Source organism: Allobosea sp. UC22_33 (assembly GCF_042700715.1).
Taxonomy (GTDB): Bacteria; Pseudomonadota; Alphaproteobacteria; order Rhizobiales; family Beijerinckiaceae; genus Allobosea.
In genome coordinates this window covers 618903-642233 of the sequence record NZ_CP170556.1, presented here as the reverse complement: position 1 = coordinate 642233, position 23331 = coordinate 618903, and the positions used below count along the sequence as shown (strand labels likewise).

At 67.2% G+C, this 23331-nt stretch carries 21 protein-coding genes and 2 pseudogenes; 10 read left to right on the top strand and 13 right to left on the bottom strand.

Annotated elements, in window-relative coordinates:
* Positions 1-281 precede the first annotated feature (281 nt).
* The 3 genes and pseudogenes from ACFJGT_RS02970 to ACFJGT_RS02960 all read left to right on the top strand — a co-directional run bounded on the left by ACFJGT_RS02970 (position 282) and on the right by ACFJGT_RS02960 (position 4371).
* Positions 282-3051: pseudogene (locus tag ACFJGT_RS02970) on the top strand ([protein-PII] uridylyltransferase).
* 92 nt (positions 3052-3143) lie between these two features.
* On the top strand, positions 3144-3746 hold the full coding sequence (gene grpE, locus ACFJGT_RS02965; RefSeq protein WP_377845703.1) for a nucleotide exchange factor GrpE: 603 nt from the start codon (positions 3144-3146) through the stop codon (positions 3744-3746).
* Between the two features lie 4 nt (positions 3747-3750).
* Positions 3751-4371 carry a trimeric intracellular cation channel family protein gene (locus tag ACFJGT_RS02960; RefSeq protein ID WP_377845701.1) on the top strand — a complete coding sequence of 207 codons (621 nt, stop codon included), beginning with the start codon at positions 3751-3753 and terminating at the stop codon, positions 4369-4371.
* Here the strand turns inward: ACFJGT_RS02960 and ACFJGT_RS02955 are convergent.
* The 3 genes from ACFJGT_RS02955 to ACFJGT_RS02945 form a co-directional block, all read right to left on the bottom strand.
* A complete protein-coding gene (locus ACFJGT_RS02955) occupies positions 4368-4991 on the bottom strand; it encodes an alpha-ketoglutarate-dependent dioxygenase AlkB family protein (protein ID WP_377845698.1) in 624 nt (207 codons plus the stop codon). The two genes, ACFJGT_RS02960 and ACFJGT_RS02955, sit on opposite strands and share 4 nt — an antisense overlap.
* Before the next feature lie 2 nt (positions 4992-4993).
* Complete coding sequence (gene dapB / locus ACFJGT_RS02950; RefSeq protein WP_377848906.1) at positions 4994-5800, bottom strand: 4-hydroxy-tetrahydrodipicolinate reductase; 807 nt, start codon at positions 5798-5800, stop codon at positions 4994-4996.
* Between the two features lie 144 nt (positions 5801-5944).
* Positions 5945-6937: a Tim44 domain-containing protein gene (locus tag ACFJGT_RS02945; protein ID WP_377845696.1), complete on the bottom strand. Its 993-nt coding sequence runs from the start codon at positions 6935-6937 to the stop codon at positions 5945-5947.
* Between the two features lie 193 nt (positions 6938-7130).
* On the opposite strand from ACFJGT_RS02945, the gene ACFJGT_RS02940 reads away from it, so the two are divergent.
* Together ACFJGT_RS02940 and ACFJGT_RS02935 are read left to right on the top strand one after the other, a co-directional pair.
* Positions 7131-7430: a hypothetical protein gene (locus tag ACFJGT_RS02940; RefSeq protein ID WP_377845694.1), complete on the top strand. Its 300-nt coding sequence runs from the start codon at positions 7131-7133 to the stop codon at positions 7428-7430.
* Positions 7431-8016: 586 nt separating this feature from the next.
* Entirely contained in the window at positions 8017-9162 is a 1146-nt protein-coding gene (locus ACFJGT_RS02935; RefSeq protein ID WP_377845691.1) for an extensin family protein, read from the top strand.
* A 104-nt stretch (positions 9163-9266) separates the two neighbouring features.
* Here the strand turns inward: ACFJGT_RS02935 and mepA are convergent, their stop codons facing one another.
* Positions 9267-10205 carry a penicillin-insensitive murein endopeptidase gene (gene mepA, locus ACFJGT_RS02930; RefSeq protein ID WP_377845689.1) on the bottom strand — a complete coding sequence of 313 codons (939 nt, stop codon included), beginning with the start codon at positions 10203-10205 and terminating at the stop codon, positions 9267-9269.
* A 118-nt stretch (positions 10206-10323) separates the two neighbouring features.
* On the opposite strand from mepA, the gene ACFJGT_RS02925 reads away from it, so the two are divergent.
* Both ACFJGT_RS02925 and ACFJGT_RS02920 read left to right on the top strand, forming a co-directional pair.
* A complete protein-coding gene (locus ACFJGT_RS02925; RefSeq protein ID WP_377845686.1) occupies positions 10324-11304 on the top strand; it encodes a tripartite tricarboxylate transporter substrate binding protein in 981 nt (326 codons plus the stop codon).
* Positions 11305-11393: 89 nt separating this feature from the next.
* Positions 11394-11564, top strand: a complete 171-nt coding sequence (locus ACFJGT_RS02920; RefSeq protein WP_377845684.1) for a DUF3309 family protein — start codon at positions 11394-11396, stop codon at positions 11562-11564.
* A gap of 95 nt (positions 11565-11659) precedes the next feature.
* Here ACFJGT_RS02920 and ACFJGT_RS02915 read toward each other — a convergent pair whose 3' ends face one another.
* The 6 genes and pseudogenes from ACFJGT_RS02915 to rpsA all read right to left on the bottom strand — a co-directional run bounded on the left by ACFJGT_RS02915 (position 11660) and on the right by rpsA (position 17805).
* Positions 11660-12607 (bottom strand): ornithine cyclodeaminase family protein, encoded by a 948-nt coding sequence (locus ACFJGT_RS02915; RefSeq protein WP_377845682.1) that lies wholly within the window; start codon positions 12605-12607, stop codon positions 11660-11662.
* On the bottom strand, positions 12607-12945 hold the full coding sequence (locus tag ACFJGT_RS02910) for a LapA family protein (protein WP_377845680.1): 339 nt from the start codon (positions 12943-12945) through the stop codon (positions 12607-12609). The genes ACFJGT_RS02915 and ACFJGT_RS02910 overlap by 1 nt, the downstream gene beginning before the upstream one ends.
* 176 nt (positions 12946-13121) lie before the next feature.
* Entirely contained in the window at positions 13122-13406 is a 285-nt protein-coding gene (gene ihfB / locus ACFJGT_RS02905; protein ID WP_199085290.1) for an integration host factor subunit beta, read from the bottom strand.
* A gap of 28 nt (positions 13407-13434) precedes the next feature.
* Positions 13435-14407 (bottom strand): annotated as a pseudogene (gene sppA / locus ACFJGT_RS02900) (signal peptide peptidase SppA).
* Between the two features lie 160 nt (positions 14408-14567).
* Positions 14568-15857: an Hsp70 family protein gene (locus ACFJGT_RS02895; RefSeq protein ID WP_377845677.1), complete on the bottom strand. Its 1290-nt coding sequence runs from the start codon at positions 15855-15857 to the stop codon at positions 14568-14570.
* Positions 15858-16095: 238 nt separating this feature from the next.
* On the bottom strand, positions 16096-17805 hold the full coding sequence (gene rpsA, locus ACFJGT_RS02890; RefSeq protein WP_199085293.1) for a 30S ribosomal protein S1: 1710 nt from the start codon (positions 17803-17805) through the stop codon (positions 16096-16098).
* A 455-nt stretch (positions 17806-18260) separates the two neighbouring features.
* On the opposite strand from rpsA, the gene ACFJGT_RS02885 reads away from it, so the two are divergent.
* Both ACFJGT_RS02885 and ACFJGT_RS02880 read left to right on the top strand, forming a co-directional pair.
* A complete protein-coding gene (locus ACFJGT_RS02885) occupies positions 18261-18818 on the top strand; it encodes a LemA family protein (protein ID WP_199085294.1) in 558 nt (185 codons plus the stop codon).
* Between the two features lie 34 nt (positions 18819-18852).
* Positions 18853-19926: a M48 family metallopeptidase gene (locus ACFJGT_RS02880; protein ID WP_377845674.1), complete on the top strand. Its 1074-nt coding sequence runs from the start codon at positions 18853-18855 to the stop codon at positions 19924-19926.
* Positions 19927-20168: 242 nt separating this feature from the next.
* Here the strand turns inward: ACFJGT_RS02880 and ACFJGT_RS02875 are convergent, their stop codons facing one another.
* The 3 genes from ACFJGT_RS02875 to ACFJGT_RS02865 all read right to left on the bottom strand — a co-directional run bounded on the left by ACFJGT_RS02875 (position 20169) and on the right by ACFJGT_RS02865 (position 21679).
* Complete coding sequence (locus tag ACFJGT_RS02875; protein ID WP_377845671.1) at positions 20169-20444, bottom strand: hypothetical protein; 276 nt, start codon at positions 20442-20444, stop codon at positions 20169-20171.
* A 138-nt stretch (positions 20445-20582) separates the two neighbouring features.
* Positions 20583-21092, bottom strand: a complete 510-nt coding sequence (locus ACFJGT_RS02870; RefSeq protein WP_377845669.1) for a hypothetical protein — start codon at positions 21090-21092, stop codon at positions 20583-20585.
* Complete coding sequence (locus ACFJGT_RS02865) at positions 21071-21679, bottom strand: 2-hydroxychromene-2-carboxylate isomerase (RefSeq protein ID WP_377845667.1); 609 nt, start codon at positions 21677-21679, stop codon at positions 21071-21073. The genes ACFJGT_RS02870 and ACFJGT_RS02865 overlap by 22 nt, the downstream gene beginning before the upstream one ends.
* Before the next feature lie 348 nt (positions 21680-22027).
* On the opposite strand from ACFJGT_RS02865, the gene ACFJGT_RS02860 reads away from it, so the two are divergent.
* Positions 22028-23260, top strand: a complete 1233-nt coding sequence (locus ACFJGT_RS02860; protein WP_257735359.1) for an argininosuccinate synthase — start codon at positions 22028-22030, stop codon at positions 23258-23260.
* Positions 23261-23331: the final 71 nt, after the last annotated feature.

Sequence of the window (23331 nt, the reverse complement as noted above, 5' to 3'; positions counted from 1 at the left end):
GAGGGATCGGGACGGGTGGCGTCCCTGGCCCCACGCTTTAGCTGCACTTGTTTCGCGCCCGCAAGCTGGTGGCTCAAATCGGCGCGTATCCGACTTTAAGGTCCAATCGTTCTGTCTGTCAAACAACACATGGGGTAGCGTCTTTTTTCATAATTCACATAATTTCATGTTTAAATTTACCCTCTCACCCGCCCTCTCCTCATGTTACGAAAGGCAATGCCCGCTGGAACGGAGCCTACGTGACCACGCCTCCCGCCAAGCCTGCCTTGCCCCTCGCCGAGATGCTGCAAAGCCCCGAGGCCGGGGTCGCGCGGCTGTTCGAGCCGATCAGCCGGCGCGACAAGACCAAGATGCGGCAGGCGCTCATTGCCGGGCTGCGGCAGGTTCTCGACGAAGGCCATGCCTCGGCCCGGGCGATCCTGGCCGGGCCGCGCGGCGGGTTGGCCTGTGCGCATCGGCTCTCTGCCGTGATGGATGCCGTGGTGCGGGCGCTGCATAGCGCCGCGACCAGCTATTTCTATCCGGCCGACAATCCCTCGCAGTCCGAGCGGATCGCGGTCGTCGCCGTCGGCGGCTATGGACGCGGCACGCTGGCGCCGGGCTCGGATGTCGACCTGCTCTTCCTGTTCCCGCACAAGCAGACAGCCTGGGGCGAGAGCGTGGTCGAATCCATGCTCTACCCGCTCTGGGACCTGAAGCTGAAGACCGGCCATTCCGTGCGCTCGATCGACGATTGCGTGCGCGAGGCCCGTGCCGACATGACGATCCGCACGGCACTGCTGGAGGCGCGCTTCCTCGTGGGCGACCGCGCGCTGTTCGAGGAGATGGTCCGCCGCTTCGATGCCGAGGTGGTCGAGGGCACGGCCCAGGCCTTCACCGAGGCCAAGCTCGCCGAGCGCGAACTCAGGGTGCAGCGGGCCGGCGCTTCGCGCTATCTGGTCGAGCCCAACGTCAAGGACGGCAAGGGCGGCCTGCGCGACCTCAACACGCTGTTCTGGATCGCCAAATATTCCTACCGCGTCCATGACGTGCGCGAGCTGGTCGAGGCCGGATTGTTCGACGAGCAGGAACTGCAGATGTTCCAGCGCTCAGAGGAATTCCTCTGGCGCGTGCGCTGCTGGCTGCATTTCATCACCGGCCGGGCTGAGGAGCGACTGTCCTTCGACCTGCAAAGGCAGGTCGCGGCGGAGATCGGTTATGCCGGCCGCAGCGGGCAGGCGCCGGTCGAGCGCTTCATGAAGGCCTATTTCCTGATCGCCAAGGATGTCGGCGACCTCACGGCCATCGTCTGCGCCGCCCTGGAGGCGCGCCAGCAGAAGCCGCGCGCGACGCTGTCGCGGCTGTTCGAACTCGCTCGCCAAGCGCAAGCGCGAGCGTTCGCTCGGCCATCCCGATTTCAAGCTGACCAGCCAGCGCCTCGATGTCGTCGATGACAGCGCCTTCGAGCGCGATCCGGTCAATCTGCTGCGACTCTACGCCATCGCCAGCCGCGAGGACCTCGCGATCCACCCGGATGCCAGCCGGCTGGTGACGCAGTCGCTCCGGCTGGTCACGCCCGGCCTGCGCAACGAACCCGAAGCCAACCGCATCTTCCTGGAGATCGTGACCGGCCGGCGCTCGCCGGAAGTCGTGCTCAGGCGCATGAACGAATCCGGGCTGCTCGGCCGGTTCGTCCCGGATTTCGGCCGCGTCGTCGCGATGATGCAGTTCAACATGTACCACCACTACACGGTGGACGAGCACCTGATCCGCGCCATGGGCGTGCTGGCCGAGATCGATGCTGGCACCCTGGAGGCCGAGCATCCGCTCGCCAACGAGATCATGCCAACCATCTCCAACCGGCGGGCGCTCTATGTCGCGCTTTTCCTGCACGACATCGCCAAGGGGCGCCCGGAAGACCATTCGGTCGCGGGGGCCCGGATCGCGCGCAAGCTCTGCCCCCGCCTCGGCCTGACAAGCGCGCAGACGGAGACCGTCGCCTGGCTGGTCGAGCATCATCTGGACATGTCGACCACCGCGCAGAGCCGCGATCTCGGTGACCCCAAGACGATCGAGAGCTTCGCCGCCACTGTGCAGACGCTGGAGCGCCTGAAGCTGCTGCTGATCCTCACCGTTGCCGATATCAAGGCGGTCGGCCCCGGCGTCTGGAACGGCTGGAAGGGGCAGCTGCTGCGCACGCTCTATTACGAGACGGAGCTCGTGCTCACCGGCGGTCATTCCGGGGTCGAGCGCAAGGCGCGCATCGCCATGAAGCAGGACGAATTGCGCCGGCGCCTGTCCGATTGGAACGAGGCGGAGCGCGACGCCTATGTGGCGCGACATTACCCCGCCTACTGGATCAAGGTCGATCCCGAGCAGCAGGAGAAGCATGCGCGCTTCCTGCGCGAGGCGGAAGCTGCCGGGCGCACCACGGCGACCATCGTCGAGACCGACAAGTTCCGCGGCGTGACCGAGCTCACCGTGCTCGCGCCGGATCATCCGCGACTGCTCGCCATCGTCACCGGCGCCTGCGCCGCGGCCGGCGGCAACATCGTCGACGCGCAGATCTTCACGACCAGCGACGGGCTCGTGCTCGACACGATCTCGGTCTCGCGCGCCTTCGAGCGCGACGATGACGAACTGCGCCGCGCCGAGCGCATCGCCGCCGCCATCGAGCGGGCGCTGAAGGGCGAGATCAAGATCGCCGATCTCGTCGCCCAGCGCCGCGCCCCGCCGCCGCGGGGCCAAACCTTCCAGGTCGAGCCCGAGGTGGTGATCGACAACGTGCTCTCGGCGCGCCACACGGTGCTGGAGGTCTCCGGCCTCGACCGGCCGGGGCTGCTCTACGACCTCACCACCGCGATCGGTAAGCTCAACCTCAACATCGCCTCGGCCCATATCGCGACCTTCGGCGAGAAGGCCGTCGACGTGTTCTACGTCACCGACCTGACCCATGCGAAGATCGTCTCGACCGGCCGGCAACTGACGATCCGCAAGGCGCTCATCGACGTGTTCAAGTTCGAGGCGGAGAAGCCGGCTCCGGCGAAGGCGAAAGTGCCGGCCCGCGCTTGATTTAACCGGCCATAAGGCCGATATCCGGCACGAACGCGGCTGCGGCCCCGCAAGGGCGGCGCAGCCAGCCAGGAAAGGGACGTGACGATAAAATGACGCAGAACCCTGCGACGGAAGACCCCAACCTCGAAGCCGGCGCGGACGCGCCCGAGCAGGCGGCCACCGCCGAGGCAGGCCTCGCGGCTGAGTTTGCCAAGCTCCAGGCCGAACGCGACGACCTCAAGGACAAGCTGCTGCGCACGCTCGCCGAGATGGAGAACCTGCGCCGGCGCACCGAGCGCGAGATCGCCGATGCCAAGGCCTATGCGGTGACCAGCTTCGCCCGCGACATGCTCGGCTCCTCCGACAATCTGCGCCGGGCGATGGAAAGCCTGCCGGCCGATACCCTGAAGGCGGCCGACGCAGCCGTGAAGACGCTGCATGAAGGTGTCGAACTGACCGAGCGCGAACTGGTCAAGACGCTGGAGCGCCATGGCGTGCGCCGCATCGATCCGCAGGGCGAAAAGTTCGACCCCAACCTGCACCAGGCGATGTTCGAGGCGCCCGACACCGAGATCGCCAAGGGCTTGGTCTCGAAGGTCGTGCAGGTCGGCTACAAGATCGGCGAGCGCGTCCTGCGCCCGGCTCTGGTCGGCGTCTCCGCCGGAGCCCCCAAGGCTCCGGACGCGCCGGCCGGCGACCCGACCCAGCACTGACGCCGTGTTCGAGGCCGCCGGCGTCGCCATCTTCGCGCTGACCGGCGCCCTCGTCGCCGCCCGCAAGGGCATGGACCCGTTCGGCTTCATCCTGCTGGCGGTCGTCACCGGCGTCGGCGGCGGGACCTTGCGCGACGTCCTGCTCGGGCGCGGCATCTTCTGGGTGCGCGATCCCAGCGACGTCATCGTCTGCACATTGGTCGCGCTCAGTGCCTGGACGCTCGCCTATCTCAGGCCTGGCGTCCTCGAAGGCTGGGCCGGCCGCAAGCTGCTGATCTGGGCCGACGCCGCCGGCCTCTCGCTCTTCGCCGTCATCGGCACGCTCAAGGGGCTCGACGCGGCCGTGCCCGTGCTCTCGGCCGTCGCGCTCGGCGCGATGACCGCGACCTTCGGCGGCATCCTGCGCGACATCCTCGCCGGCGACCGGCCGATGGTGCTGTGGAGCCGCGATTTCTACGTCACCGCCGCGACGGCAGGCGCCGCCATGACGGCGCTGCTCACCGGGCTGGGGCTCTCCGGCCCGGCCGTGATGCTTGGCGGCCTGGCAGCCTGCTTCGGCCTGCGGGCGGGCTCGCTGCTGTTCGGCTGGTCGTTTCCGAGCCTGCCCGGCAAAGCGGCCGATTAGGGCTTCGGCTTCGTCACGCGCCGCATGGTCAGGTTGATCCGCCCGCCCTCCGGCAGCAGCGTCGAGGAGCCCGTCAGGATGCGGTCGATGCCGTGATAGGCCAGCCGTGCTTCGCCGCCGAAGAGCAGAACGTCGCCGGACGCGAGCTTGAGCGAGGTCGTCTTGCCGCCGCGCGTCGTGCCGCCGATGCGGAAGAGCGCGGCGTCACCGAGCGAGACTGACAGGACCGGCGCGTCGAAATCCTGCTCGTCGCGATCCTGGTGCAGGCCCATCTTGGCGCCGGCCGCGTAGAAATTGACAAGGCAGGCCTCGGGCGGATGCGGATAATCCGCCAGTTCCCGCCAGAGATCGAGCAGCGGCGCCGGCATCATCGGCCAGGGCTCGCCGGTTTCGGGATGCTCGGGCTGATAGCGATAGCCACGCTCGTCCGACACCCAGCCGAGCGAGCCGCAATTGGTCATGCGGACCGAGAACGGCGTGCCGCTCTTGGGCATGCGCGGCTGGAAGAACGGCGCCTTGCGCGCCACCGCACGCAACTCCGCCACCAGCGCCGCCTGCTCCTCCGGCGCCAACCTGCCCGGCCAGTGGACGACGCCCGGCGCGACGACAACCCGGGTCATGGTCAGAGCGCGTCGAGGCCGAGAACATCGGCCATGGAGTAAAGCCGCGCTTCACGCCCCCTGCCCCAGAGCGCGGCCTTGACCGCACCCTGCGCGAAGAGGCTGCGATCTTCGGCGACATGGGCGAGCTCGAGCCGCTCGCCGGCGCCTGCGAAGATCACCTTGTGGTCGCCGACGACCGTGCCGCCACGCAAGGCAGCGAAGCCGATCGTGCCAGGCTCACGCGCGCCGGTGATGCCGTCGCGGCCGGCGACGCGCGCCTTCGCGAGATCGACGGCGCGGCCCTCGGCCGCCACCTCGCCGAGCAGGACGGCGGTGCCGGAGGGCGCATCGACCTTCATGCGGTGATGCATCTCGACGATCTCGATGTCCCAGTCGGTGCCGAGCGTGGCGGCGACCTTGCGCACCAGCGCCGCCAGCAGGTTGACGCCGAGGCTCATGTTGCCGGAGCGGATGATCGGGGTGCGCTGGGCCGACTCGGCCAGCTCAGCGAGATGCCTGGGCTCCAGCCCGGTCGTGCCGACGACGTGGAGAATGCCGGCCTCGGCCGCCAGTCTGGCGAAGGCGACCGTCGCATCCGGAGCGGTGAAGTCGAGCACGCCATCGGCGGAAGCGAAGGCAGCGGCGGCATCGCTGGTCACCTTGATGCCGGAGGCCGGCAGGCCAGCCAGAATGCCGGCGTCTTCGCCGAGCGCGGCGGAACCGGGACGCTCGATCGCAGCCACGAGCGTGCAGCCCTGCGCCTGATCGATGGCGCGGATCAGCATCCGCCCCATCCGCCCGGCGGCACCGACGACGACGAGACGCATATCACTCATGGAAGGGGCTCCGGGCTGGCTCTGTTCGCCAGTAGCGCAATAGACCGGGCTCCGCCAGCCGCCCACCCGAAAGCCCGCAAAAGCAAAACGGCCGGGTCGCCCCGGCCGTCTGTCATTCTTTCACGCTGCCGGCGTTCAGGCCGCCTGCTGGATGCCCGAGAGCTTCCAGGCGGCGCCGCGCTCGCGGACGAAGGTCCAGTACTCGCTGACCTCCTGGGTCTGCGCGGCATTGCCGTCGACGATCTTGCCGGACTTGCGGTCATAGAGCGCATTGATCAGGCTGAAGCGCATCGCCACGGTCGCGTAATCGGCACCGCCCTCGCTCCAGGCCTGCGACAGGTCGCCCTGCAGCAGCTTGACATCGGAGACGCGGTCGGCGACGCCGCGGCGGGCGTTGTCGCTGAGATCCTCGTCGAAATAGCCGAACATCTCAGGTGTCGTCCGCTGACGCAGGCCAGCCTCGTCCTCGTTGGAATAGGCCGTGTTGATCTCGCCGAGCAGGCGCTCGAAGGCGTTGAAATCCTCGCCCGAGAGCTCGATCGGCTGCGGCTGCACGGCGGCAGCGGCGGCGCCACCGCCAAAACCACCCATGCGGGCAGCGTTCTGCTGGGGCTGCGGCGCGTCATAGCCTTGGCGGGCATAGGGCGCACCCGCACCGGCCAGCTGCGGCTCGGAACGGCGACGGAAGAAGCGGATCGCGAGCATGATGATGCCGGCGATCAGGCCGATCTGCAGCAGGAAGCCGAGCATGCCGGCGAGCGAGGCGAGGCCACCGAAGAAGCCCGAGCCCGAGAGCATGCCGAACAGGCCCGCGCCAAGCAGGCCGGCGCCGATGCCCATCATCATGTTGCGCGCGAAGGACGGGCGCGCTGCCTGCGCCGCCGCGCCGGCGGCCGCGGGGCCAGCCATGGACGGCGAAGCCGGCGAGGCCGGAGCCGAGCGCTGGAAAGTCTGGGCGCCACCCGGCGTCGTATTGGTCGACGGCGGTGCGCTATTGGTGAACGACCCACGGCTGCCCGAGCTGCGGCCACCGCCCGGACGGGCTTCGGCAACGAGCGGCACGAGCAACAGGGCCCCGGCGACCAGGGCGACGGCACGTCCACGACGGGCGAGCGAAATCAGAGACATTGTTCCTCCCGGAGCCCACAATGGGCCCACCGCCCGACAATATGGAGAGAGCCGGCATCCCACGCAAGGCCCCTCTCGGCTAACAGACTGAAACTCCTGACTATTTCAAATCGGCACATAATCATTCGTTGCAATCGGGCCGATATGCTAAGCTGACGCATCGCTTCGCCCTGCGAGGCGCGGGAAGAGAGCCATGACCGGATCCGGACCGAGGCCTCACCGACACCGCGTGCTGAGCTGGATGCTCGCGCTCGCCGTGCTGTTCCTGATCAGCGAGGCTGCTGCGGCCGGCGAGCCTGCCATTGCGCTCGACAAGCCACGCCTTGCCCAGGCGCCGGAGCCGCTCTGTTTCTGCTGGAACGACGGCCGCAAGATCGCCGAGGGCTCGATGTCCTGCATCAAGACCACGCAGGGGCGGCGTGTCGCGACCTGCGGGCGGGTGATCAACATGATGTCGTGGCAGCTGACGGAAACCGCCTGCCCGGAAAGCTGACCGCTCCCGCCTGAAGCCATCCTTTCCAACAGAAACGCCGCCGGGATGGGCCCCGGCGGCGTTGTTTTCATTGCTCTTGTGGTCCTAGCGACTTCGAGACTGACCCGTTGTCAGAACGCTCCCAGAACGATCGCCATCATGAAAACGAAGGCCGCACCCATGATCAATCGGTCGAGACGTAGCGTGACACTCATCACACCCTCCTGTGTCATTGACCTGTCACCGAGGCTACCAGAACTGACGAAGGCCGCAAGGGGGCTGCATCGTGGCAACCTGGGGACGGAGGCTAGATCACCCTTAATCAGCGGTTAAATCATTGATTAGATTTGGGGATATTCCTGGCTGCGAAAATTCGTCGCGAGCCCTCACCAGCGCCCCGCCACAGCTTCGCCACGGTTCGACCGGCGATACCCGCGCACTGATCTTACCGACATCTGAGGCAAGGTCCGCGACGGCGGAATCGGCCCCGGTTAAGGCCGGATTCGGCTGATTAAGGCGCGATTCACCACGGTGCCAAAGTTAATCCGCCTGTGGCGGCCTGGACGCAGTCGGTTGAGAAACCGTTCACCAAGCGGTTCGCATTTGAATGGTCATGCGACGCGCTCATCTCGCCCTCATCGCACTCGGCATCGTCGGCGCAACCGGCCTTGCGGGCTGCGGCAAGTTCCAGAAGCCCCAGCGCGCCGCCTGGCGCGACCAGGCGGAAGCCGCCTGCATGGCCTCGCGCCAGGTGCAGATCTCGTCCTATGTCAGCCTGCGCGGCAAGGCGATCGACGGGCCAGGTACCTGCGGCATGCAGCAGCCGTTGAAAGTTTCCGCCTTCTCCAATGGCGGCATCGGGCTGACCAGCTCGGCCACGCTCTCCTGCCCGGTCGTCGTGACCACCGACAAATGGCTCGCCGAAGTCGTGCAGCCGGCGGCGATGAACGTGCTCGGCGCCCAGGTCATCGAAATACGCGCCGGCTCCTATTCCTGCCGCGCGATGAACAACGGCACGGCAACGTCGCGCACGTCGGAACATGCCTTCGGCAACGCCGTCGACGTCTTCTCCTTCCGGCTTAACGACAACCGCGTGGTCACGGTGAAGGACGGCTGGCGCGGCTCGCCCGAGGAGCAGAACTTCCTGCGCGAGGTCTTCGTCGGCGCCTGCCAGCATTTCTCGACGGTGCTCGGCCCCGGCGCCGACCCGATGCATTACGACCATTTCCATATCGACCTGGCCCGGCATTCGAAGGGCCGGCACATCTGCAAGCCGGTCATCAAGTACACGCCGAACTACAACCTGCCCCCGCCGGACCCGACGCGGCCCTATTCGATGGCCCAGACCCTGCCGCGCGGTTCGGCGCCGCCGGCCGGCACCATGGTCGCGGGCGGCGGATTGCTGCGCCAGCCCGGCGACGGCTTGCGGCCCCCCGGCGCAGTCCAGGGCGGTTATCCGGTTGCGAGCTATGCCCAGGGCCAGACTCAAGGGCTCGATGCGCAGCAGCGCTTCCTGGAGCAATACGACGCGCGCCAGCGGCAAGGGCACTTCCAGCCGCAGCCGCTGCCCAGCGAAAACCGCGGCCCGTTGACGCTGCCGGGCGCCGTCGAACCGTCGGAGGAAGAGGCCGCCCTGGGCGATGGTGGCGGCTCCGGCGTCATGGACCAGCAGGACTCGGAGGAAGCGTTGCCGATCAACCCCCGGAACGATCCCTTCGCCTATAGCTCCGGGCGCGTACCGCCGCGACGCTAGATCGCCACGTCCTATCGGACGCAAAAAGTGGCGACCTAGCCTTCTGCTAGCATCCGATTTTTCCGAAAAGTGGTCCCACTTTTCGGTCCGATGCTTAGCTCCGCTCAGCGCGAGACCAGCACCTGCCGGCATTCCGGCGGCAGGGCATCGAGCGACATCGGCGGCTTCGGCTTGGGCTTCGGTCCCGGCTTCGGCTTCGGCGGATTGAAGATCGCGTTGTGCTGGCGCTCGATCCAGCCGCTGAGCTCCGCGCCGCAGCCATCGCCGAAATTCGGCGGTTCCTGGCCCTGGCAGCTCGCCATGCCGGCCGGACAGGCCAGGCGGATGTGGAAATGGTAGTTGTGGCCCCAGATCGGCCTGACCTTCTCCAGCCAGCTCTTGTCGGCGCCGGCCTCGCGGCAGAGCGCGACCTTGAGCGCCGGGTTGACGAAGATGCGCTCGACCTTGGGCTCGGCTGCGACGGTGCGGATCAACCTCGTATGGGCCGGAGTCCAGTTGCGCGGATCGATGTCGCGCCAGTCGGAACGCGCCATATTGACCGCCGACATGTTCTCGCGCTGCTCGCGGTCGAGGCGGCCGCGCGGCATCGGCGTCAGCCAGACATCGGCGTCGAGCCCGATCTGGTGCGAGGCATGGCCGGTCAGCATCGGCCCGCCGCGCGGCTGCGACATGTCGCCGACGAGCAGGCCCGCCCAACCGGTGATGCGCGGCACGTCGCGGGCGAGCTTCTCCAGATAGTCGATCAGGGCCGGATGGCCCCAGTTGCGGTTGCGGTTCAGCCGCATGACCTGCCAGCTCGGGCCGTCGACCGGCAGCGCCTCGGCACCGGCCAAGCAGCCGCGCGCATAGGAGCCGATGGCGCGCGCCTGCATGCTCGCGGGCTCCGTCTTCTGGCCGAAGAGCGAGCGGGCGGCGTCGGGCCAGGCGGCGATGTTCGCGGCGCGGGTCTTCGCCTCCTGATCCGCGGTCGACTGGGCAAGGCCCGTGGCCGGCAGGAGAGCGAGCGGGGCGAGGAGACCTGCGATTCGGGCGATGGTGCGCATTCCCGGAGAATCGCCGCGACCCGCCATGGCGGTCAAGCGCGATGGCTGGACAAGCGGCGCGACGAATTGCAGCCTTGCATGATGGCGCCGCGAGACGCGCCCTTCAGGGAGGATATCGATGACGGCACGGATCGACCGCCGCAGCATTCTTGCCGGCGCAGGCGCGCTTATGGCAGCGCCGACGGCCGGTTTCGGGCAGCAGCCCTGGCCGCAGGGGCGGCTGCTCAAGCTCGTCGTGCCGTTTCCGCCGGCGGGCGCGACCGACGTGCTGGCGCGGCTCGTCGCCGACAAGCTCGGCCAGACATGGGGCAACACCATCGTCATCGAGAACCGGCCGGGTGCCGGCGGCAATATCGGAACGGATGCGGTCGCCAAGGCCGAGCCGACCGGCGACACCTTCCTGATCGTCTCGGTCGGCATGGCGACCAACCAGTATCTCTACCAGAAGCTGACCTATGATCCCGCCAAGGACCTGACGCCGATCACCATGGTCGCGATGGTCCCCAACCTGCTGGTGGTCAACAAGACGGTGCCGGCGAACAACGTCGCCGAGCTGATCGCCTATGCGAAGGCCAATCCCGGCAAGCTCACCTATGGCTCCTCCGGGGTCGGCACCTCCGTGCATCTCTGCGGCGAGCTGTTCCAGAAGCTGACCGGTACCAAGATGGTGCATGTGCCCTATCGCGGCACGGCGCAGGCGACGCAGGACCTGATCGGCGGCCGCATCGACCTGATCTTCGATAATATCCCGCAGGCGCTGCCGCATGTGCGCGCCGGCTCGATCCGCGGCTTCGGCATCACCACGGCAAAACGCTCGCCGACGGCGCCCGAATTCGCGCCGATCGCCGATACCGTGCCGGGTTTCGACGTCTCCTCCTGGTTCGCGCTGTTCGCGCCGGCCAGGACGCCGCCCGCCGTCATCGCCAAGATCCAGGCCGACACCAAGGCGGGGATCGCCGACCCGGCCGTGCGGGCGAAGATGGATGCGCTCGCGGCAGAGCCGGTCGGCAACAGCCCGGAAGAGCTCGGCGCTTTCCTGCAGGCGGAGATGAAGCGCTGGGGCGACCTGATCAACGAGGTCGGACTCAAGGTGGAGTGACCGGCTCGCCGATGCGGAACCGAGGGTTCGCAGCCGGCGTTTCCCGCTAGACCGCGCCCGGAACGGGCGCCACGAAACGGGAGTTCGCCATGTCCACCCTCCTCATCGTCGTGCTGCTCGTGCTGCTTCTGGGCGGTGGCGGCTATTACGGCCATCGCAGCTATGGAACGGCGGGGCTCGGCGGCGTGCTCGGGCTCGTGCTCGTGATCGTCCTGATCCTGTGGCTGCTCGGCGCCATCGGCGGCGCGCGGATCGCCTAACGCTGGCGGGCGAACTGCCCGCCAGTCTGCAGGAGAGTGCGGGCGCTTCGCGATCGGGCCGATGGAATTTTCCCTCGGCCCGGTTGGTATGAAAATCAGGAACGGTTGTCCCAGACAGCCACCGCGGCCGCCAGATCCTCAAGCGCGACACCAACCGACTTGAACAGCGTGATCCCGCCGCCCTCGACCGGCCCGGCGATCCGGCCATGGCAGAGATCGGCCAGCGTGCCCGCCACCTTGTCGGCGCTGTAGCTGCCTTCAGCGATCGCGACGGCGACATCGCCGCCCTCGTCGATCGCCTTGCTGGAATCGACGATGACCCGCGCACGGTGCAGCGCATCGGCATCCGCCTCGCGCATCTGCATGGTGAAGCCGCCGATCAGGTCGAGATGGGCCTCGCGCTTCAGCCAGTGGCCGTGGATCAAGGGCTCGGTCGCGTTGGTGGCGCAGGAGATGATGTCGGCGGTGCGGGCCTCGCCTTCGAGATCGGTGGTGGCGCGGGCCTCGATGCCGTCCTTCGCCAGCTCGGCGACGGTCGCCTCGGCGGCTTCGGGCCGCCGCGCCCAGACCGCAATCTCGGTCAGCGGGCGGACGGCGCGATGGGCCTTGATGATGAAGGGCGCGAGCGCGCCGGCCCCGACCATCAGCATGCGGCTGGATTCGGGGTTGGACATGTAGCGCGAGGCCAGCGCGGAGGCCGCGGCCGTGCGCCATGTCGTCAGCCGGTTGCCATCCATCACCGCGAGCGGCTTGCCGGTCGTGCCGTCCATCAGGAGGTAGGCGCCCATGACGCCCGGCAGGTTGCGCTTGCCGTTGCCGAAGAAGACCGAGACGATCTTGGTGCCGATATAGGGGTTGGCGACGTCCGGCCCGCTCCAGGCCGGCATGGTCAGCAGGATGGCGTCGATCTCGTCCGGTCGCTGGATCGCATACTGGCCGCGCTTGGGCGCGATGACCTCGCTGCGGAAGGCGTCGTCGAGGATGTCGATCAGGCCGGGATAGCTCAGGGCCGCATCGATTTCGGCCACGTCGAAAAGTCGCATCAATTCCGTCCGTTGGTCAGCGCCGGCAGCGCGGAGTCGGGCACGGCCGAACGCAGCGCCTGGGTTTCGGAGCGCAGCGCCTCGGCCTCTCGGCGGTTGCGGCGTGCCGCCTTGCGGTGCTTGCCCTGCGCGACCCATGAGGCCAGGCCGCCGACGAGCACGCCGACGGCGATGGCGGCCAGCACCACCGCGAAAAGCGGCAGCTCGACTGAGAACATCGGCAGGTCGCGGCTGAAGGGATCGAGCGAGACGCGCACCGCGCCGCGATTGGCGACCGAGAACAATACGATCACCAGCGCGATGGGAACCAGCACCAGCGCCTTGAAGAAGGCCTTCATCGGGATTGTTCCCTTTGCATCTGCGAGCCCTCAGCCTGAGGAGCAAGCCGGTAGGCTTGTGTCTCGAAGGATGCTCCAGATACCATCGGAGCCTCCTGGGCCATCCTTCGAGATGCCGATCGCGGCTCCTCAGGATGAGAGCTGGACATGGAACCAGCCTTGAAAAGCGCCTGCGCTCAATCCTTGCCGTTGAGGCGCAGCCGCAGCTCCTTGCCCGTCTTGAAGACGGGGACGAACTTCTCCTCGACCTCGACCGCGTCGCCCGTGCGGGGATTGCGGCCGATGCGGGCCGAGCGGCCCTTGCGCGAGAAGGCGCCGAAGCCGCGCAGCTCCACCCGGTCACCCCGCGCCAGCGCCTTCACGATCTCGTCCAGGATGGCTGAGACGATGTTCTCGATGTCGCGCTGGTAGAGATGGGTGTTGCGGTCGGCGATCCGCTGAACGAGTTCGGATTTAATCATCGCTGGAGCATAACCATTTGTATCAAAATCACTTTTCAGCGGCAGGCTGCCAGAGCGCCAAGGGCGCGTCAAGCCGCAAGCCGACCGGCTGGTCCGCCGCCCGCGCGATCGTCGCCGCGAGCGCATCGAGACCGGCGCCGCGCGCCATCGCCTCGGCGAAGCTCCACAGGCCGTAGGAGGAGGATTTCACTGCGGCGGCGCCAGTCGCGGACCTTCAGGTCCTTGGCGACGCTCTTCTCGCGCTCCAGCCAGGCGATGGCGTCCTGCTCGCCGCCGATTTGGTCGACGAGCTTCAGGCCCAGGGCCTGGCGGCCGGAATAGACCCGCCCGTCCGAAGCGGTCGTCACCTCGCCCTCGGCGAGATGGCGGCGGTCGCGCACCATGTCCTTGAACCAGGTGTAGTTGTCGTTGACGACGCGCTGCAGGGCCTCGCGCGCTTCCGGCGAGGTCGGCTCGAAGCCGCTCGGCGCGGCCTTGAGCGGGCTCGACTTGATCGACTCGACCTTGACGCCGACGGTGTCGAGCAACTGCGAGACGTTCGGGAACTGGAAGAGCACGCCGATCGAGCCGACGAGCGAGGTCTGGCGGGCGACGATGCGGTCGGCGCCCATCGCGGCGATGTAGCCGCCCGAAGCCGCAAGGCCGTCGACGACCGCGACCATCGGCTTCTTCGCGGCGAGCTGGCGCAGGGCGATATGCAGCGCCTCGGAGCCGGACGTGGTGCCGCCGGGGCTGTCGACGCGCAGGACGACGGCGGAGACGGCCTTGCTGTCCTCGACCGACTTGATCAGGTCTAGCGTGCGGCGGTCGCCGGAGATGAAGCCGGAAATCGTGATGCGTGCGATATGGGGGCTCGACAGGCCGGACAGGCTGTCTCCCTTCCAGGCGAAGCCGGCGACCACCGCCGCGACGATGACGCCAAGCACGGCGAGGACGCGCCAGAGCGTCAGCTTACGGCGCAAGCTGCGGCGGTCTGCGAGCAGATCGGCATCGGACGACATCGGTTACTCCTGGAGCAGGTTCGATCCGAACATGCTCAACTTTTTGATTTCGCGCGAATTCTTTTCGTTCGACCGGTTCCGGCCGAACGGAAAGCGCGCGGCGGCTGCAGGTCCGTGATGTAGACCCGCCGGGCCGGCCGGGCAAGGCAGGACGGGCGCCTCAGGCCGCGACCGAGGCGCGCGCCCGATCGAGCGCAAGCAGCGCGAGACCGCTCGCCACGGAACGGAAGGCATCGCCGATATGCACCTTGCCGGCGCCGAAGCGGCGATCGAACAGGCTGCGCACCGCCGGGACGTAAGAGGTGCCGCCGGTCATGAAAACCGCCTCGATGCGATCGCCACCGAGTCCGGCCTCGGCCAGCGCGCGGTCGAGCGCGGCTTCGATGGCGCCGACATCCTCGGCGATCCAGCTGTTGAAATCGGTACGACGGATCGGCTTCTCGATCGTGACGCCCATCTGATTGAAGCTCAGCGTCGTCGCCTCCTTGTCGGAGAGCGCGACCTTGGTTGCGGAGACCGCGCGATAGAGCTCGTAGCCGAGATCGTATTCGATCACCGTCAGCAGGTCCTCGAGCTTGCCGGGCTCGACGGCCTCGCGGATCAGGGCGTTCAGCTCTGCCATGGTCTCGCGGCTCTTCATCAGGGAGAGCTTGTGCCATTGCGCGAAGGCGGCGTGGTAATGCGCCGGAACCGGCAGGAGCTTGCCGAAGGAGCGGTAATCCGTGCCCTTGCCGAGCGCCGGGGACACCGCATGCTCGATGATGCGGTAATCGAAGGTGTCGCCGGCGACGCCGACACCGGCATGGGAGAGCGGGATCGCTTCCAGGCCGCCGCGCTTGCCGGGCTCGAAGCGCATCACCGAGAAGTCGCTGGTGCCGCCGCCGAAATCGGCGACCAGCATGGTCTGCGGCGTCTTGAGATCGCGGGCGTACCAATAGGCGGCGCCGAGCGGCTCATAGGCGAAATCGACCTGGTTCATGCCGGCCTTGCCATAGGAGCCCTTCAGGCGGCCGACCGCCAGTTCCTCGTCCGGACGCTCGCCGGCGAAGACGACCGGGCGGCCGGAGACCAGCGGCAGCGTGTCATGGCCGGAGAGGCCGGTCGTGAGATCGGACAAGAAAACGCCGATCAGGTCCTCCAGCCGGAAGAGCTTGCCGAAGAGCCGGGTCTCCTGGAAGGCGCGGCTGGAGAGATGGGTCTTGAGCGATTGCAGGAAGCGATGCTCGGTCGTCATGCCCAAGGCCATGTCGAGGGCATCAGGGCCGCTGACATGGGTGATGCGGGTCTCAGGGGGACGCCCTTCGCGCCAGAACATCAGCGCCGAGCGATAGGCATCGACCGCGCCCTGCTTGGTGGCGAAGGAGCGCGTCATGACCGAGCCGTCGGCGCCAGCCAGCGCGACGACGCTGTTGGTGGTGCCGAAGTCGATGCCGATGGCGGCGGGGGTCATGGCGAGCTCCTTTTTGCAATGAGCGCATTGTCATTCCGGGGCTTCGCATCAGCGAAGAACCCGGAACCCACGACTGGGCGAGGTTCCCCGCCGCGGTGGCCAGGGCTCGCCCAGTCGTGGGTTCCGGGTTCGGCCCTGCGGGCCGCCCCGGAATGACAACGTGTTTCGAAACAAAAGCCCGCGCGGATCGCTCCGCGCGGGCTGTCTTGGATGTCCGGCTGCTGACGCAGCCGAAACCTCACTTCTTGTCGGTGGTCGTGGCCTTCTTGAGGGCCGCGCCCAGGATGTCGCCGAGCGAGGCACCGGAATCGGCGGAGCCGTACTGGGCCATCGCTTCCTTCTCCTCGGCCATCTCGAGAGCCTTGACCGAGACCTGGATCTTGCGGGCCTTCTTGTCGAAGAGCACGACGCGGGCGTCGATGCGCTCGCCGGCCGCGAAGCGCTCGGGGCGCTGCTCGGAGCGATCGCGGGCCAGCTCGGCGCGCTTGATGAAGGTCATCATGTCGGTGTCGGCGATCTTCACGTCGAGACCCGACTCCTTCACCTCGACCACCTCACAGGTGACGATCTGACCCTTCTTGAACTCGCCGGCATCCACGAAGGGATCGCCGCCGAGCTGCTTCAGGCCGAGCGAGATACGCTCCTTCTCGACGTCCACATCGAGAACGACGGCCTGCAGGACGTCGCCCTTCTTGTATTCCTCGATGACCTGCTCGCCCGGACGGTTCCAGTCGAGATCCGAGAGATGGATCATGCCGTCGATATCGCCTTCGAGACCCAGGAACAGGCCGAACTCGGTCTTGTTCTTGACCTCGCCCTCGACCGTCGAACCGGCCGGGTGCTGCTCCGCGAAGAGCTCCCACGGGTTGCGCAGGGTCTGCTTGAGGCCGAGCGAGATGCGGCGCTTGACCGGATCGACCTCGAGGATCGCGACGTCGACTTCCTGCGAGGTCGAGACGATCTTGCCGGGGTGGACGTTCTTCTTGGTCCAGGACATCTCGGAGACGTGGATCAGGCCTTCGATGCCCGGCTCCACTTCGACGAACGCGCCGTAGTCCGTGATGTTGGTCACGCGGCCCTTGAGACGGGTGCCGACCGGGTAACGCTCGGCGATGCCATCCCACGGATCGGCCAGCAGCTGCTTGATGCCGAGCGAGATGCGGTGCGTGTCCTGGTTGATCTTGATGATCTTGACCTTGACCGTCTGGCCGATGGTCACGACCTCGGACGGATGGTTCACGCGGCGCCACGCCATGTCGGTGACGTGCAGCAGGCCGTCGATGCCGCCGAGGTCAACGAACGCACCGTATTCGGTGATGTTCTTGACGACGCCGTCGATGACCTGGCCCTCTTCGAGCGAGGCGACCAGCTCGGAACGAGCCTCGGCGCGGGTCTCTTCGAGGACGGTGCGGCGCGACACGACGATGTTGCCGCGGCGGCGATCCATCTTGAGGATCTCGAAGGGCTGCGGCTGGCCCATCAGCGGGCCGACGTCGCGGATCGGACGGATGTCGACCTGCGAGCGCGGCAGGAAGGCCACGGCGCCGTCGAGATCGACGGTGTAGCCGCCCTTGACGGTGTTGAAGATCATGCCGGTGACCTTCTCGCGGGCCTCGAAGGCCTTCTCGAGCTTGACCCAGCTCTCTTCGCGGCGAGCCTTGTCGCGCGAGATGACGGCTTCGCCGAGCGCGTTCTCGATCCGGTCCAGATAGACCTCGACCTCGTCGCCGACGTTCAGTTCCTGCTCACGGCCGGGGCCGGTGAATTCCTTGAGCGCGACGCGACCTTCGGTCTTCAGACCGACGTCGATGATCGCCATATCCTTCTCGATGGCGACGACCTTGCCCTTGATGACGGAGCCTTCGAGGGCCTCGTTCCGGGTGAAGGACTCTTCGAGCAGGGCGGCGAAATCCTCGCGACCCGCGCTGTAGCTTTCAACTGCAGACATGTAATCTCCTGGGAGCCGGCCGCGTATCCCGCGGATGTCCGGCATGGGCGCCGTGGTTGGTGCTGCGATCCGGATCGCGGCCGTCGGCACCTCCTCTCGGAGATTTCCGCCTCCCCGTCAGGCGGGGGCTGCGGAGGCGCCAGGACCAGCGGCTCGATCCGTATCCGGCAGGCCCGGCTCAAACACGAAACGGGAGCAGGTCTTGGAGACCGCCCCCGGCGCATGATCGATCACGGCCCCTCGGACAGGGGCGATGTACTGCAAGCCGGGCGCCGGAGCAAGGCCGAAGCCCGGCCCAAAGCATCAATATCGCCCCATTCGGCCCGCACGAGGCCGCATAACGCGGCATCCCCTATTCGAGGGAGCCCGCACCGCCCGATATCGCGTAGCTTCCCCGGACTCACACTTCGTGCGAGGTTGCGGGCAGATTTCGTCCGCATGTTGGGAGGGGTGCCATGGGCTGGGCCATTCTGGGGCTGATCGTCGTTCTCGTCGTCTACCTGATCATGACCTATAACGGGCTCGTCGCGATGCGGCAGCGGGTCAACCAGGCCTTCGCCGATATCGACGTCCAGCTGAAGCAGCGCCACGACCTGATCCCGAACCTCGTCGAGACGGTGAAGGGCTATGCGACCCACGAGAAATCGACGCTCGACGCGGTGATCGCGGCCCGCAACGCGGCGCAGGGCGCGAGCAGCGTCCACGACAAGGCCGCCGCCGAGCAGCAGCTTTCCGGCGCCGTCGGCCGGTTGCTCGCACTGGGCGAGGCCTATCCCGACCTCAAGGCATCAGCCAATTTCCAGCAGTTGCAGGTCGATCTCGGCAATGTCGAAGACAAGCTCGCGGCGGCGCGACGCTTCTTCAACAACGCGGTCGGCGAATTCAACGCCGCGATCCAGGCCTTTCCGGCCGTGCTGTTCGCGCCGCAGATGGGTTTCACCCAGCGCGAATTCTTCGATGTCGGCCCCGAGACCCGTGCCCAGATCGAGGTCGCGCCCAGCGTGAAGTTCTGACGGCGCGTCCTTCGAGGCAGCGGGAGCGGCTGCGATGGCCCAGGCCTTCGGGCTCTATACCCACCAGCGCAACAACCGGATCAGGTCGAACCTCCTGATCGCCGGACTTTTCCTGCTGGTCTATCTCACCGCCTGGGGCCTGCTGCTGATCGCCTTCGGCTATGGCGGCGTGCCGCGCGGGCGCACCGTCTTCGGTGAGGCTGGCCGCATCTTCCGCTCCTGGTTCCCCTTCATCACCGCGGCGGCGATGCTCTGGGTCTTCATCGGCTTCCGCATGAATGTCGCGATGATCAATGCGGTGACGGGCGCGAAGGGGCTCGCCCGCGAGGACAATCCCAAGCTCTACCGGATGCTGGAGAACCTCTGCATCTCGCGCGGCCTGCCGATGCCCAAGCTCGCCATCGTCGAGAGCGACGCGCTCAACGCCTTCGCCAGCGGCGTCAACGACAGCCAGTTCACGGTCAGCGTCACGACCGGGCTCCTCGCCCAGCTCAACGACGCCGAGGTCGAGGCCGTTCTGGCACATGAACTCACCCATATCCGCAATGGCGACGTCCGCCTGATGGTGATCGCGGTGGTGATCGCCGGGGTGATCTCCTTCATCGGCGAGATCGTCTTCCGCGGCTTCGGCCGCAGCCGGATCAGGGTTTCGTCGGACGATGCCAAGAAGGGCAGCGGCATCGCCATCGTCGTCGGCATCGCCGTGATCGCGATTTCCTGGTTCCTGGCGGTGCTGATCCGCTTGTCGCTGTCCCGTTCGCGCGAGTATCTCGCCGATGCCGGGGCCGTCGAACTGACCAAGAACCCGGATGCGATGATCTCCGCCCTGCTCAAGATTTCCGGCCGCGCCGATATCGAGGGCGTACCGTCAGGCGTGATGGACATGTGCTTCGAGAACGACCCGGACGATTTCGCCGACCTGTTCTCGACCCACCCCTCCGTCACCAAGCGCGTTCAGGCGCTGATCGAAACCGCAGGCGGGCGGATGCCGGCGATGCCGCCCCATCCGCCGAAGATCGGCGAGCGGCAGGACCTGCCGACCATGGTCGAGGAGACTGCAGCGCGCGGGCCGTGGGCACGGCCACCGCAGGGGCCGGGGCCGGGATAGACGGCTTTGATAGTCGCCGGAGAGGAAGCTACCGGCTCCCCGCTGTCATTCCGGGGCAGGCCGCAGGCCTGAGCCCGGAACCCAGTGCCGATGGGGCTATGAATTCAAGCGCTGGCCCGAACGCGCCTATTGCAGAGACGGCATCGGTTCTGGATTCCGGGCTCTTCGCTCTCGCGAAGCCCCGGAATGACGGCAGAGCCTAACAAACCGAGGAGCGAGCCCCTGCCCATAGCGCCTCGGGCTCAGGCGACAAGCTTCGTTGGATCGATCTCGAAGACCACGGGATAGAAGGTGCTCCAGCGATTCCAGCGCTGCGTGCCGGCCTCTCCAACGGCCCATAGCTTGCCATCCGCTGCAAGGCCGAGGTCCTCGATGCCGCCCGGAGCCGGATAGCGCGCCAGGACGGCGCCCGTCGCGGGATCGAGCTGGGACAGGAAGGCAGGCCGGTTGCCGGAACTCTGCGATATCCAGACCTTGCCCGCCTTGTCGAAGGTCGCGCCCTGCGCGAAAAGCGGCAATGGCAGGATAGCCCGACTTCTCGGCGAGCCCGATCGGCGCCTCCGCGCCGGCGAGGATGCGATCGACCGGGACAGCGTGCAGGTTCGGCGCGCCTTCGCGACGATAGGGACCGAACCAGAGCGCGTCACCGGATGCCGTCAGGAAGGATGGCCCCATCGCCTTGTCGACGCGAACCTCCTGAGCGGCGCACACTCGCCGGTGCGGCAGGATTCCTTGAAGTCGAGCGCCAGCAGCCGGCCGGAATTGGCGACGAACAGCGTCTCGCGAGCCGTGGCGAGACCACCGGGATGGCCATAGGTCGCCGGCAGCGCGAAGCTGCCGAGCAGGCGCCCGTCGCCGCGGGCGAGTCGGAACACGCGCGCCGGGCCATTGTCCTGCTCGCGCTCGGTGCTGCGATAACAGGCGATCAGGATCTCGTCGCCGAAGACCGTCAGCCCCTGCGGGACATAGCCCTCGTTGAGGCCAGGCGACCAGTAGCGGCGGCCGATCGCCGCGGCGTTCGGCACGGCGGTCAGCTCGCGGGTGTCGTAGATCGGGGCATCGCCGGGCAAGGCAGGCCGCGCCCCCGCGGCCGAAGCCAGGCAGAGGCCGGCCCCTGCCAGCAGCAGCCGCCGCCGGTCGAGGATCACCGCCCGTCCTGTGCCCATTCCAGGGCTTCCTCCAGGCGGTCGTCGCCCCAGAAGAGCTCGCCGTCGCCGGCCACGAAGAAGGGCGCACCGAAGATGCCGATCGACTTGGCGTACTCGATCTCGGCCTTGAGGCGCCCTTTGACCTCCTCGCTGCGCGAGAGCGGCAGCACGACATTCGGATCGCTGCCGGCTTCCTTGAGCGCGGCACTCAGAACAGCCTCCTCGGCGATGTTGCGGCCCTCGCAGAAATGCGCCCGGAACAGTGCCTTGGAGAAGGTCGGCGTCCAGCCGCCATCGCGACCGGCCAGTGCCAGCCGGGCGGCCGTCAGCGAATTCTGGGGAAAATTCTCGGGCTTGACGATGGCGACCCCCTGCCGGCGCCCGCGCCGCGCCGTATCGCGCCACATGTAGCGGCCCTTGCTGGGATAGAGCGCGAAGGGCGAGGTGTTCCAGCCCTGAGCCGCGAAGATCGGCCCGAGCAGGAAGGGGCGCCAGCGCAGGGCGACACCGGCTTCCTCGGCCAATTTCTCGATTCTGAGGGCGCTCAGGCAGGAATAGGGCGACGCGAACTCATACCAGAAGTCCAGAACGGGACGATTCGGCATTCAGCCTCCGAACAGGTCGTCATGTCGTGTCGCGCCCGATCGAGCCTGCGCTCTTCGCAACGCGACCGCAAGCGCCGCGAATGGCGCCTGTGGGATGGAGGGACGACGCGCTCGTCCGCATCGATCCATCAGCGGACGACGCGGGATCGATCAGAAGGTTCCGATTGCTTCGCCCCGAGTGCTGCGATAGTGCGCCATTGCGTCCGAAACGCGGCCCATGGGGGCTGTTGACGCATCTTCGCGTTTCTCCGAACCGCGGAGATGCTCTAGGTCGTTGTTTTGTCGCATTTTCTTCATGCGAACCGGCATCCACTTCGCTTGAAAACGCTCTAGCAGGAAAATGAACAGATGGCTGACAGCAGCGTGAAAAAGGTCGTCCTCGCCTATTCCGGCGGTCTCGACACCTCGATCATCCTCAAATGGCTGCAGACCACCTATCGATGCGAGGTCGTGACCTTCACCGCCGATCTCGGCCAGGGCGAGGAGCTCGGCCCGGCGCGCGACAAGGCGCTGCTGCTCGGCATCAAGCCGGAGAACATCTATATCGAGGACCTGCGCGAGGAATTCGTGCGCGACTACGTCTTCCCGATGTTCCGCGCGAATGCCGCCTATGAGGGCGTCTACCTGCTGGGAACCTCGATCGCCCGTCCGCTGATCGCCAAGAAGCTGATCGAGATCGCCGAGAAGACCGGCGCCGACGCCGTCTCCCACGGCGCGACCGGCAAGGGCAACGATCAGGTCCGCTTCGAGCTGACGGCCTATGCGCTGAAGCCCGACGTCGTGGTGATCGCGCCCTGGCGTGAATGGGACCTGCGCTCGCGCGAGCAGCTGATCGCCTTTGCCGAGCAGCACCAGATCCCGATCGCCAAGAACAAGCGCGGCGAGGCGCCCTTCTCCGTCGACGCCAACCTGCTGCATGCCTCCTCGGAAGGTCGCGTGCTGGAGGACCCGGCGGTCGAGGTGCCCGACTACGTCTATTCGCGCACGATCTCGCCGGAAGACGCGCCGGACAAGCCGACGATCGTCACCGTCTCCTTCGAGAAGGGCGACGCGGTCGCGATCGATGGCGAGAAGCTCTCGCCCGCGACGCTGCTCGCCAAGCTCAACGATCTCGGCCGCGACAACGGCATCGGCCGGCTCGACCTCGTCGAGAACCGCTTCGTCGGCATGAAGTCGCGCGGCATGTACGAGACGCCCGGCGGCACGATCCTGCATGCGGCCCATCGCGCCATCGAGTCGATCACGCTCGACCGCGGCGCGGCGCATCTCAAGGACCAGATCATGCCGCAATATGCCGAGCTGATCTATAACGGCTTCTGGTTCTCGCCGGAGCGCGAGATGCTGCAGGCCCTGATCGACAAGAGCCAGGAATTCGTCACCGGCGACGTGCGCCTCAAGCTCTACAAGGGCGGCGTGCATGTCATCGGCCGTTCCAGCGACTACTCGCTCTACGACCAGGACCTCGTCACCTTCGAGGAAGGCGCCGTGGCCTATGACCACCGCGACGCGGCCGGCTTCATCAAGCTCAACGCGCTGCGCCTGCGCACGCTCGGGCAGCGCAAGAAGAAGCTCGGGCTCTGAAGCCCGACTATCGCGGCGCGCCTAGCGCGCGCTGCGACGCGGCTCCCTGGTGTCATCCCGTGCGCGCTGCG